Origin of the sequence: Streptomyces bambusae (genome assembly GCF_020532645.1) — a bacterium.
Classification (GTDB): Bacteria; Actinomycetota; Actinomycetes; order Streptomycetales; family Streptomycetaceae; genus Streptomyces; species Streptomyces bambusae.
The window spans coordinates 187,510-199,112 of sequence record NZ_JAJAUZ010000004.1 but is presented as its reverse complement, the minus strand read 5'-3'; the positions used below and the strand labels follow the sequence as shown (position 1 = coordinate 199,112).

The 11,603-nt window shown below is 73.9% G+C and carries 10 protein-coding genes; 5 read left to right on the top strand and 5 right to left on the bottom strand.

The features are described from left to right. Positions 1-434: 434 nt before the first annotated feature. The 5 genes from LG634_RS04815 to LG634_RS04795 all read right to left on the bottom strand — a co-directional run bounded on the left by LG634_RS04815 (position 435) and on the right by LG634_RS04795 (position 5,707). Positions 435-1,511, bottom strand: a complete 1,077-nt coding sequence (locus LG634_RS04815; RefSeq protein WP_226732327.1) for an ABC transporter ATP-binding protein — start codon at positions 1,509-1,511, stop codon at positions 435-437. 5 nt (positions 1,512-1,516) lie between these two features. Then, positions 1,517-2,374, bottom strand: coding sequence for an ABC transporter permease (locus LG634_RS04810; RefSeq protein ID WP_226732326.1), 858 nt, complete (start codon positions 2,372-2,374; stop codon positions 1,517-1,519). Next, a complete protein-coding gene (locus LG634_RS04805; protein ID WP_226732325.1) occupies positions 2,371-3,294 on the bottom strand; it encodes an ABC transporter permease in 924 nt (307 codons plus the stop codon). Before LG634_RS04805 ends, LG634_RS04810 begins: the two co-directional genes overlap by 4 nt. A 1-nt stretch (position 3,295) precedes the next feature. Beyond that, positions 3,296-4,456, bottom strand: coding sequence for a polyamine ABC transporter substrate-binding protein (locus LG634_RS04800; RefSeq protein WP_226732324.1), 1,161 nt, complete (start codon positions 4,454-4,456; stop codon positions 3,296-3,298). A gap of 99 nt (positions 4,457-4,555) precedes the next feature. After that, a complete protein-coding gene (locus tag LG634_RS04795) occupies positions 4,556-5,707 on the bottom strand; it encodes an aromatic ring-hydroxylating oxygenase subunit alpha (protein WP_226732323.1) in 1,152 nt (383 codons plus the stop codon). 478 nt (positions 5,708-6,185) lie between these two features. On the opposite strand from LG634_RS04795, the gene LG634_RS04790 reads away from it, so the two are divergent. The 5 genes from LG634_RS04790 (at position 6,186) to LG634_RS04770 (ending at position 11,546) form a co-directional block, all read left to right on the top strand. Next, positions 6,186-6,596, top strand: coding sequence for a hypothetical protein (locus LG634_RS04790; RefSeq protein WP_226732322.1), 411 nt, complete (start codon positions 6,186-6,188; stop codon positions 6,594-6,596). Continuing rightward, entirely contained in the window at positions 6,593-8,029 is a 1,437-nt protein-coding gene (locus LG634_RS04785; RefSeq protein ID WP_226732321.1) for an NADH-ubiquinone oxidoreductase-F iron-sulfur binding region domain-containing protein, read from the top strand. Before LG634_RS04790 ends, LG634_RS04785 begins: the two co-directional genes overlap by 4 nt. Beyond that, a complete protein-coding gene (locus LG634_RS04780) occupies positions 8,026-8,217 on the top strand; it encodes a ferredoxin (RefSeq protein WP_226732320.1) in 192 nt (63 codons plus the stop codon). The genes LG634_RS04785 and LG634_RS04780 overlap by 4 nt, the downstream gene beginning before the upstream one ends. 2 nt (positions 8,218-8,219) lie before the next feature. Continuing rightward, a complete protein-coding gene (locus LG634_RS04775) occupies positions 8,220-10,301 on the top strand; it encodes an acetate--CoA ligase family protein (RefSeq protein WP_226732319.1) in 2,082 nt (693 codons plus the stop codon). 75 nt (positions 10,302-10,376) lie between these two features. Next, positions 10,377-11,546, top strand: a complete 1,170-nt coding sequence (locus LG634_RS04770; RefSeq protein ID WP_226732318.1) for an acyl-CoA dehydrogenase family protein — start codon at positions 10,377-10,379, stop codon at positions 11,544-11,546. Positions 11,547-11,603 lie beyond the last annotated feature (57 nt).

Below are 11,603 nucleotides of genomic sequence, written 5' to 3'. Positions count from 1 at the left end.
GGGGTGCGGAATCCGGCGGGCCTTTCGGGGCTCCGCCCCGGACCCCGCGCCTCAAACGCCGGCGGGGCTGGAACGTGCCCGGCTCGGGAGCGCGGGCGGAGGTGTGACGCGCCCCGCCCGGTCCGGGATGCGGGGCGCGCAATCCGGCCGGGCCCTTCGGGGCTCCGCCCCGGACCCCGCGCCTCAAACGCCGGCGGGGCTGGAACGTGCCCGGCCCCGTCCTGAAGCGCGGGCGCGGCCGGAGTGTGCCCGGCCGCAGGCCTGAAGCGGGGACGGGGCCGGAGTTCGCCCGGCTGCTGTCGGCCTGGAGCGCGGTCGGGGCCGGTCGGACCGGCCGCCGGCCTGAAGCACGGACAGGGCCGGAATCGGTGCGGCCGCCGGTCTGGAGTGCGGGTGGGGCTGGAATGGGACCTGCTTGGGCGAGCGGGCGGGGGTCAGTCGAGGACCAGGCAGTGTTCCGGTTTCCAGGCCAGGTCGACCTGTTCGCCGCCGGACCAGCGGTCCTCGCGGCGGGAGCGGACGGTGTTCTGTTCGAGGACGGAGACGGTGATGCCGGGGGCCAGGTCGATGAGGTACGTGGTGGTGGGGCCCGAGTAGACCGTTTCGCGGACGGTGCCGGTGGTCTGGGCCATGTCCGGTTCGAAGTCGGAGAGCCAGATCTTCTCGGGGCGGATGGAGAGGTTGACGCGGGTACCGTCCGCGAGTCCGGCGCGGGGGCCGACGGGCAGGGCCGGGCCCTCGTCGAGGTGGACCGCGCCGGCCCGGTAGGTGCCGGGGACCAGGTTGGAGGTGCCCATGAAGGACGCGGTGAAGGTGCTGGTGGGGCGCTCGTAGACGTCCTCGGGGGTGCCGCACTGCTCGATGCGGCCCTGGTTCATGACCGCGACCCGGTCGGACATGGTGAGGGCCTCGTCCTGGTCGTGGGTGACGAAGACGAAGGTGATGCCGATCTCCCGCTGGATCTGCTTCAGCTCGACCTGCATCCGGCGGCGCAGCGCGAGGTCGAGGGCGGCGAGCGGTTCGTCGAGCAGCAGCACCTGCGGCCGGTTGACGAGCGCGCGGGCGAGCGCGACCCGCTGCCGCTGCCCGCCGGAGAGGGTGGCCGGCTTGCGGTCGGCGAGGTGGCCCAGCTGGACGAGGTCGAGCATGGCGCCGACCCGTTCGCGGATCTCGGCGCGGGCGACGCCCTTGCGCTTGAGGCCGAAGGCCACGTTGTCCGCGAGCGACAGGTGGTCGAAGAGGGCGTAGCTCTGGAAGACGGTGTTGACGTTGCGCTTGTTCGGCGGGAGTCCGGTGACGTCCTCGCCGTCGAGCAGCACGCTGCCCTCGGTGGGGTCGACGAAGCCTCCGATCATCCGCAGCAGGGTCGTCTTGCCGCACCCGGAGGGGCCGAGGAGGGAGAAGAACTCGCCCGGGGTGATGTCGAGTTCGAGGTCCCGTACGGCGAAGGCGCCGGTGCGGTCGTACTGCTTGCCGACGTGGTCGAGGCGGACTGCGGGGTGGGCGGGCATGGGTGTCACTCCCCGGAGAGAAGATCGAGGCCGCCGCGTCGGCCGAAGAGGCGCGGGATGGCGAGGGCGAGGGCGATGAGCGCGATGGATCCGGCGAGCATGAGGGTGCCGACGGCGTTGATGGTGGGCTGGACGCCGAACCGGATCGCCGAGTAGATGCGCACGGACAGCGGCTGCGGGTCGACGCCGGTGGTGAAGTAGGCGAGCACGAAGTCGTCGAAGACCAGGGCGAAGATCAGGACCGCGGACGCGAGGATGCTGGGGAGCAGCGCCGGCAGGGTGACCAGGCGCAAGGCCTGCCGGCGGGTGGCGCCGAGGTCCATCGCGGCTTCCTCGGTCTCCGGGTTGAGCGCGGCGATGCGGGAGCGCAGGATCACCGTGACGTAGGAGATCGAGAAGGTGATCTCGGCGAGCATCACGGTGGTCGTGGACAGGGGGATGCCGGTGCCCTTGAACAGCAGCATCGCCGCGACCCCGGTGACGATCTCGGGGGTGATCAGCGGGACGAGCATGACGAGGCCGGCGAGGGAGCCGAGGCGTCCGCGGTTGCGTACGAGGCCCAGCGCGAGGGCGACACCGAGGAGCAGCGAGCCCGCCATGGCCACGAACGACACCTGGAGGCTCATGCCGAGCGAGTCGAGCAGCAGGTCGTCGCGGAAGAAGGCCCGGTACCAGCGGAGGCTGGCGCCGTCGAAGACGGTGAGGGACTTCCGGGCGTTGAAGGAGAACAGGACGACGACGCCGACGGGGAGGTAGAGGAGGGCGAAGAAGAGGACGGTGACGGCGATGGCGAAGCGGGGCCGGCGGGTGGCCGCGCGGCGGCGGGCGGGCGTACGGCGGGCGGGCGCGGTCTTGCCGGTCATCGGACGGCCTCCGCCTCGTCCTGGCGGGCGCGCCTCAGGTAGCCGAGCAGGCCGAGGAACAGGACGGCCATCAGGAGCATGGTGAGGGCGGAGCCGAGGGGCCAGTTCTGGCCCTGGAAGAACTTGTCCTGGATCAGGTTGCCGATCATGATCTGGTCCGGCCCTCCCATGAGCTGGGCGCTGACGAAGTCGCCCATGGCGGGCAGGAACACGAGGACGCAGCCGGCGGCGGCGCCCTGCCGGGTGGCGGGGACGGTGACGAAGAAGAAGGTGCGCAGCGGTCCGCCGTAGAGGTCGCGGCCGGCTTCGATGAGCGAGGTGTCCATGCGTTCCATCGCCGCGTACAGCGGGATGATCATGAAGACGACGAATCCGTAGACGAGTCCGGCGATGACTCCGGGGCCGGTCTGCAGGATCCTCGTGCCGGCGTCGGCGATGCCGAGGGCGCGCAGCGCCTTGAGCAGGGGGCCGTCGTCGGAGAGGACGACGGACCATCCGTACATCCGTACCAGGTAGTTGGCGAAGAAGGGGATGACGATGGCGGCGATCAGCAGGTTCTTGAACCGGCCGCCGCGCAGGGCGATGGCGTAGGCGACGGGGTAGGCGATGGCCAGGCAGATGACGCAGGTGATGAGGGCGTAGCCGAGGGAGCGCAGCAGGACGGTCCGGTAGGCGGGTTCGGCGAGGGCGGCGAAGTTGTCGGTGTTGAGCCCGAAGCGGGGGTTGCCGAGCGGGTCGGTGGTGCCGAACGCGAGGGTGGCCACCAGGACCAGGGAGGCGACGAGGAAGCCGGTCATCCAGAGGGTGCCGGGCAGCAGGAGCCAGGTCCACAGGCGGGTGTCGCGGCGAACGGGCTTGCTTGGAGCGGGTGTTGAGGGGCGCGTATCGGGTATGGCCGGGCGGTCGTCGGTCGTTGCCATGTCAGCCGGCCTTCACTTGGGTCCAGGCGGCGTCGCGGGCCCGTTCGCCCTTGGCGGTGACGTTGCGGTAGAACAGGTCGGCCTTCAGGTCGGCTTGGGTCACGCGGCACTGCGGGAAGGGTTCGACGAGCGCGTCGTACGTGGCCTCGGTGCCGCGGACCGGCATGGGGTAGCCGATGTACTCGATGTTCTTCTTCACGTTCTCCGGGCGGAGCATGTAGTCGATGAAGAGCATCGCGGTGCCGGGGTGCGGTGCGTTGGCGGGGATGGCGTAGCAGTCGGAGTTGACCGGCGAGCCCTCGCGCGGGGTCTCGAATCCGAACACGGACGGGTCCTTGGCCTGGGCGAGCATGGCGGCCATGTCTCCGCTCCAGGCCTGGGTGATGTACGCGTTGCCGTTGAGCAGGTTGTTGTAGCTGTCGCTGGAGAAGCCGCGCAGGTGGGGGCGGAGCGAGCGGAGCGTCTCCGTGACCATCCCGAGGTCGTCGGGGTCTTCGGTGACGAGGGGGAGGCCGTGCTTGAGGGCGCCCACGCCGAGCGCTTCGTCGCGGTCGTCGAGGAGGAACACCTTTCCCTTGGCGCGGGCGTTCCACAGGTCGCCCCAGGAGCCGTCGAGGTCGCCGATCCGGTCCCGGCGCCAGCCGATGCCGGTCTTGTACATGATGTACGGGACGGTGTGCGCGGAGCGCCGGTCGTACCAGGGGTCGGCGAAGTAGTCGTAGCCGGCGAACACGGCTTCGGCGTTGCGCAGCCTGGCGTGGTCGATGCGGCGGAGCCTGCCGCCGGCGGCGAGGCGCTGGGCCCATTTGGCGCTGGGGAAGATGATGTCGTAGCGGTTGCCGGCGTTGAGCTTGGCGGCCATGCCTTCCATCGAGTCGAAGTTCGACTGGACCACCTTGACGCCGTATTCCTCGGCGAAGCCCTTGAAGACGGCCGGGTCGACGAAGTCGGCCCAGTTGAAGTAGACGAGGTCGCCGTCGACCTTGACGTCGATCGGGGTCTCGGCCGCCTCCTTGGCCGCCGCGTCGTCGTCGGACGAGAATCCGCAGCCTGCTGCCGTGAGGCCGAGGGCGACGGCGGTGCCCGCCCGGAGGAAGGAGCGGCGGGAGGGGGAGGGGCGGCGGGAGGAGGTGCGGAGCGCGGGAAGTGCCTCGGGGGACATGACGGTCCTCTCCGTAGGGACTGGACGGGGATGCGGGGGGCGGCTGCGTGCGGAACGGTTCGGCTCGGTTCGGCTCGGCTCGGCTCGGCTCGGTTCGGTTCAGCGGTCCAGGTCGGCGCGGATGCGGTCGGCGAACCAGCCGACGGCGGACTCGCGGCGGGACAGCGGGCCCGGTTCGAATCCGGGTGTGGACAGGCCCTTCTGGACGCGGGCGACGAGTTCGGCGTCCTCGTCGTTGGTGATCCAGCCGATGTGCATGTTGAGGCGGCGGGCGAGCCGGGTGCGCAGGCCGGTGCCGCGGCGGGTGTAGAAGGCGCCGGGGACGGCCACCCGGTCCACGGCGGTCGGGACGGCGGTCCAGGCCAGGACGTGGTCGGGGTAGAAGTCGATGAGGGTGTTGGGGTAGATCACCGCGTACCGCCAGATCCGGCGGTCGGCCTCGGCGAGGCCGGGCATGGGGGCGGCGATGCGCTGGTAGAGGCGCTCGGCCCAGTTCGAGGACGGCTTCTCGCGCAGCGGGGAGGCGAACAGGACGTACGACTCGTCGATGTCGCAGGTGTAGCCCTGGTAGTCGAGCAGCCGCATCAGCCCGGGGTGGGCCACGGGGACGTGGTAGCCCTCCAGGTAGTTGTCCACCGCCACCTTCCAGTTGGCCTCCTGCACCTCCGCCCCCGCCAGGTCGTGGATGCGGGCGCGGCCGACCGGGACGAGGTCGGCGTCCGCGTAGTGGCCGACGGCCTCGGCGAGTCCGGCGCAGCTCTCGGCGAGCGGTACGGCATCGGGGTCGAGGTTGACGAAGACGAAGCCGAGGAAGGACTCGACGCGGGCCGGGAGCAGGCCGAGGGCGGGCTTGTCGAGGCAGGGGATCTGGCGGGCCTCGGGGGCGCCGACGAGGCTGCCGTCGAGTCGGTAGGTCCAGCCGTGGTACGGGCAGCGGATGGCCTTGCCGGCCGGTTCCGGGGCGGTGACCAGGCGGGTGCCGCGGTGCCGGCAGACGTTGAGGTGGGCGGCGAGGCCGCCGTCCTCGGTGCGGACGACCAGGACCTCCCGGTCGGCGACCGCGGCGGCGAGCCGGGCGCCCGGCTGCGGCAGGTCGGACTCGTGGCAGACGAGCTGCCAGGACCTGGCGAACACGTGCCGGGTCTCGGCCGCGGCCGTGTCGGGATCGGTGTAGTAGCGGGCCGCGAGGGCGGGCGGGGGTGCGTCCGGCTCCGGCCGGCCGAGGGGTGTGACAGGGGCTCTGGAGTGCATCGGTGACTCCTCCGTGCCGCGTGCGCGGCGGTCGGTGTCGGCGTGCGACGGCGTGTCGGCCCAGCAGCGGGCAGACGGGGTCCCGGACGGCATCCGGAACCACGCTGACCGATTGGACAGCCAGATTGCTGGCTCATTTCCGCCGGGTCAAGACTTGTACGCTGACCGATCGGTCAGCTAGCTTGATTGCACGCTGACCGCTCGGTCAGCAACCGTGGTTCCCGTCGCTGCGCCGGCCCTTTCGCCCCGTTCTGCCAGCTCGCCGGTCCGAAGCAGCCCGTATACGGCCGACCGCCGCATACATCGCACCCACCCCTCCGGCCCGCCGTTCCCGGGCTCCCCGGCCGGCCGGATCCGCCCCCGCCCGGCCCCCTGTCCGGATGCCGCCCTCCGGATTCCGCCCTCCGGATTCCGTACGGTGCCCCCGGTGCCGGCCGGGCGGCCCCCTCCCCCACCCCATCCCTCCCCGGAGGCACGCATGAGCGGTCGTCGGCGTCTGGACTGGCTCGGTCTCACCCCCGAACCGGAACGGGAACTGCCCGCCGCGGTCGCCGCCCTGCGCGCCGCCGCCCCCGGCCCCGTCCCGCCCGGCCCGGCCCCTGCCGAAGCCGAGCGGCGCCGCGTGGAACACCTGGTCCTGCGCGGCAGCCGGCACAGCTGGCTCCGCTACCTCGCCGAGGTCGCCGAGCTGGTCACCGCCGTGGCCGCCGGGCGGCGCCCCGGAGATCCCGCCGCCGCCCTGCTCGCCGGCGAGGTCGTCCTCGACCACCACCGCATGCTGATCGGCCTGCCCGGCGCCGCCTACGGCCGTACCGCCGCGGACCGTACCGCGCTCGAAGCCGCCGTCCGCACGCTGCGCACCCACCTCCCGACAGGAGACCTCCCATGACCGCGATCCGCCGCCCGGCCGCGCTGCGGCCGGGCCCAGTGCTCGGAGCGGCACCGGACGTGACGGAGAGCGCCGACGCCTACCGGGCGGCCGGCGGCTACGCCGGCGCCACCGGCCCGGACGACCTGCTGGCCCACCTCGCCGCCTCCGGGCTGCGCGGCCGCGGCGGGGCCGGCTTCCCCGCCGCCGTGAAACTGCGCGCCGTACGCGACGCCGGCCCGGCCGCCGTGGTGGTGGCCAACGGCGAGGAGGGCGAGCCCGGTTCGGTCAAGGACCGGTGGCTGCTGCGGGCCCGCCCGCACCTGGTCCTCGACGGCCTGGCGCAGGCCGCCGCGATCACCGGCGCCGCCCGCGGGTACGTGTACCTCTCCGACCCGGTCGCGGCCGACCGTGTCCGCCGGGCGCTGGCCGAGCACCCGCCGGCGCTGCCCGTCGAGGTCGTGGCGGCCCCGCACACGTACGTGGCCGGCGAGGAGACCGCGGTCGTGCGCCGGATCGACGGCGGGCCGGCCCTGCCGGCCGCCAAACCGCCCCGGCCGTTCGAGCGGGGCGTCGGCGGGGCGCCGACCCTGGTCGCGAACGTCGAGACGCTGGCCCGGATCGCGCTCACGGCCGCCCGGCCCGGGCAGCGGACCCGGATCGCCCGCAGCACCCTGGTCACCCTGGCCGCCGCCGGCCCCGGCGCCGCACCCCCGGCACTGCTCGAAGTCCCTTACGGCGTCACCCTGTCCGACCTGGCCGCGGAGATCGGGGTGCCGGGTCCGGGCGGAGCGCTGATGGGCGGCCTGTTCGGCGGTCTGGTCGGCGCCCCGGCGCTGGGCCTGGCCCTGGACCCCGACGCGCTCGCCGCCGCCGGCACCGCACTGGGCTGCGGTGCGGTCCGCTTCCTGCCCGCCGGCGCCTGCCCGGTCGCCGTCGCCGCCGATGCCGTGGCCCACCTGGCCGCCGAGAGCGCCCGCCAGTGCGGGGTCTGCGTCTCGGGCACGGCCGCGGTCGGCGGCGCGCTGGCGGCGCTGACGGCGGGCACCGCCCGGCCGGGCGTCCTCGACGACCTGGAGCGCTGGTCCGGGGGGCTGCGCGGGCGCGGCGCCTGCGGGCTGCTGGACGCCGCGGCCGGTCTCGCCGGCAGCCTGCTGCGCGCCTTCCCCGGGCCCGTCCGCTCCCACCTCGCGGCCCCGTGCCCGGCCTGCGCCGGACGGAGTGCCGCCCAGTGCGCGGAGCGGCTGACCGTCGCGGTCCCGGAGGTGACGGAGCCGGCCGGCCTCCCGGCGGACGACGGCCGGCCGCGGCCCCCGCCGTACGCCGCCCCGCACCCGCGCCCGGGACCGTCGTGCACCCCGCGGCACCCGAGCCCGCGTACGGCACCCGCTGAGCCCTCGGACCCGCTCTCCTCCGCCCTCCTCCACCCGCACCACCAAAGGGGAACACCGTGAAACTCCTGCTGGACTCCACCCGCTGCCAGGGCTACGGGCTGTGCCAGGAGCACGCGCCCGAGCTCGTCGAACTCGACGAATGGGGCTATGCGCAGGTCATCGACCTTGCCGTGCCCGCCGGGGCCGAGGACACCGCGCGCGCCTGCGCCGACAGCTGCCCGAACTCGGCCCTCAGAGTGGAGCGTTGAGCATGGCACGCGATCTGACCTCACTGTTCGACCCCGGTTCCGTCGCGGTGGTCGGCGCCAGTGACGACCCGGCGAAGTACGGCCACGCGGTGGCCTCCCAGGCGCTGCGCGCCCCCGGCCGGCGGCCCGTCCACCTGGTCAACCGGCGCGGGGGCACCGTCCTCGGGCAGCGGGCCGCGGAATCCCTGGCGGCGATCGGCGAGCCGGTCGAGCTGGTGGTGATCTCGGTGCCGGGTGCCGGGTTCGAGGCGGCCGTGGACGACGCACTGGCCTGCGGTGCGAAGGCGATCGTCGGGATCACCGCCGGGTTCGCGGAGGCGGGTCCGGCCGGGCTGGCCCGGCAGCGGGCGGTGGCGGACCGGGTCCGGGCCGCCGGGGCGGTCCTGGTCGGACCCAACTGCCTCGGCATCGCCGACAACACGACCGAGCTGTACCTCGCGTCGGACCGGTTCGCGCCCGGCGGTGTGGCCCTGCTCAGCCAGAGCGGCAACCTGGCCCTGGAACTCCAGCTGCGCGGCGCCCCGCACGGCCTCGGGTTCTCCCGGTTCGTGTCGCTGGGCAACCAGGCCGACGTCACCCTCGTCGACCTGGTGGCCGACTGCGCCCGGCACGAGGCCACCTCCGTGATCGCCGTGTACGCCGAGGACTTCGGCGACGGCCGGGCGTTCGCCGCGGCCGCCGCGGCGGCCGGCAAGCCGGTGGTGCTGCTCACCGCCGGCCGGGGCAGCGCCTCCGCGCGCAGCGCCCGTTCGCACACCGGGGCCCTCACCACCTCGGCCGACGTGGTCGCCGCCGCCTGCCGCGACGCCGGCGTCGAACTCGTCCGCACGCCAAGGGAGATGACCGTCGTGCTGGCCGGGCTCAGCGCCCCGGCCCGCGGCCGCGGATCCGCCGGCGGGTCCCGGATCGCGGTGTTCACCGACGGCGGCGGCCACGGCGCCGTCGCCGCGGACGCGGCCGAGGACGCCGGACTGTCGGTCCCCGAGCTCGGCGCCGACGTCCAGGGACGGCTGCGCGGGGTGCTGTGGGCCCAGTCGGCCGTCGGGAACCCGGTCGACCTCGCGGGCATGGGCGAACAGGACCCGCTGTCGTACGCCGGGACCGTCGGGGCGCTGCTCGCCGCCGACGAGGTCGACGGGGTGCTGATGACCGGCTACTTCGGCGGCTATGCGGCCTCCGAGGGCGGGCTGGGCGGCGGTCCGGCCGGCGGTTCGGTGCTGGCCGAGGGCGAGACCCGGGCCGCGCGGGAGATCGTCGGGCGGCTGGCGGCGTCGCCGAAGCCGCTGGTCGTCCAGTCGATGTACCCGCAGTCGCCGAGCTGCCGGGTGCTGGCCGGGGCCGGGGTGCCGGTGTTCGACGCCACCGAGGACGCCGCGCGGGCCCTGGCCGCGATGACCGCCCCGCGGCTGGCCGGTGCCTCCCGGATCGCTCCGCTGCCGGCGCCCGCGGTGCCGCTGGGCGACCCCGGGTACCACGGGGTGCGGGCGCTGCTCGCCTCCGCCGGAGTGCCGTTCCCGGCCGCCCGGGAGGTCACGGACGAGGCCGAACTCCTCCTTGCCGCCGACGACTTCGACGGCCCGTACGTACTGAAGGCACTGCACCTGCTGCACAAGTCGGATGCGGGCGGGGTGGCGCTGCGGCTGCCCGACCGGGCGGCGCTGCTCGCCGCGTACCGGGAGATGCACGCCCGGCTCGGCGCGTCCGCGTACTCGGTCGAGGCGATGGCCGACCTGTCGGACGGCATCGAGCTGATCGTCGGCGTGAACCGGGATCCGCGGTTCGGGCCGGTGGCCGTGGTCGGGCTGGGCGGGGTGCTGACGGAGACCCTGCGCGACGTGGCGTTCGCGCTGGCGCCCGTACCGGCCGGGCGGGCCGCGGAGCTGCTGCGGGGGCTGCGGGCCGGTGCCCTGCTGGACGGCGTACGCGGCCGGCCGGCCGTCGACGTGGCGGCCGCGGCCGCAGTGATCGAGCGGATCACCGAGGTGGCCGCCGCCCATCCGGAGATCGCCGAACTGGAGGTGAACCCGCTGCTGGTGCGGCCCGACGGCGCGCTGGCCCTGGACGCGCGGGCCGTCCTGGGCTGAGCCGGCCCACCGCCCGTCCCTCCCCCTTCCCTCTCCCCCGCACTGCCGGGTACCTGCGCTTCGGAGGAACCACCCATGGACTTCCGCTACACCCCCGAACAGACCGCCCTCAAGGAGCGTGCCGCCGTGTACGCCCGCCTGCTGATGACGTACGAGGACCAGTCGGAGGAGGCCGGCGGGCCGCTGCCCGCGGACACGGTCCGGGAGCTGACCCGGGCCGCCATCGACGCGGGCGTCTACGCGATCAACATGCCCGCCGAGTGGGGCGGCGCCGGCCTGTCGCTGCTGGACCAGGTGATCGTCGAGGAGGAGTTCGGCAAGGTCACCAACTGCCTCTGGGACATCCCCTGGCGGCCCGCGAACGTCCTCGCGTACGGCACCGCGGCACAGCGCGAGAAGTACCTGCTGCCGGTGATCCGGGGCGAGCGCTTCGACGCGTTCGCCGTGACCGAGCCGGGTGCCGGCTCCGACCCGGCGTCGGGCACGAGCACCGCGACCCGTACCGAGGGCGGCTGGCTGCTCAACGGCGAGAAGTGGTTCGTGACCTGCGGGGACATCGCCGACTTCCTGCTGGTGCAGGCCGATGCCGGGCCGGAGCGGGCGGCGACGCTGTTCTTCGTGGACAAGCAGGCGCCGGGGGTGGAGATGACGCGGGTGCCGCGGTTCATGCACTCCGCCGTGAACGGGCACCCCGAGTTCACGTTCACCGACGTGTTCGTCGCCGACGAGGACGTGCTGGGCGGGGTCGGCAACGGCTACGAGCTGACGAAGGAGTGGTTCACGGACGAGCGGCTGATGATCGCCGCGCGGACGGTGGGCGCCGCCGAGCGGGCGCTGGAACTTGCTTGTGAATGGGCCCTGGAAAGAAGGCAGTTCGGCTCCCGTATCGCCGACTTCCAGCTGATCCAGGGCATGCTGGCCGACTGCGCCACCGACATCGCGGTGAACCGCGCCTACACCCACCAGGTGGCCTGGGAGGCCGACCAGCCGGGTACCGACCGCAAGACCCTGCACGCCAAGGCCTCGACGGCCAAGCTGTCGGCGAGCGAGGCCGCCGGGCGGGTCGTGGACCGCTGCGTGCAGATCTTCGGCGGCCGAGGCTACGACCGCTCCTACCCGGTCGAGCGGATGTACCGCGAGCTGCGCGTCGACCGGATCTGGGAGGGCACCTCCGAGATCCAGCGGCTGATCATCGCCAACGAGCTCGTCAAGCGGGGCACCCGGGCCCTGGCCTTCCCGCGCTGACCCCGTACGCCCCGCATCCCCCCACCCCTGCACCGCACAGCACTGCATCCCACCGCA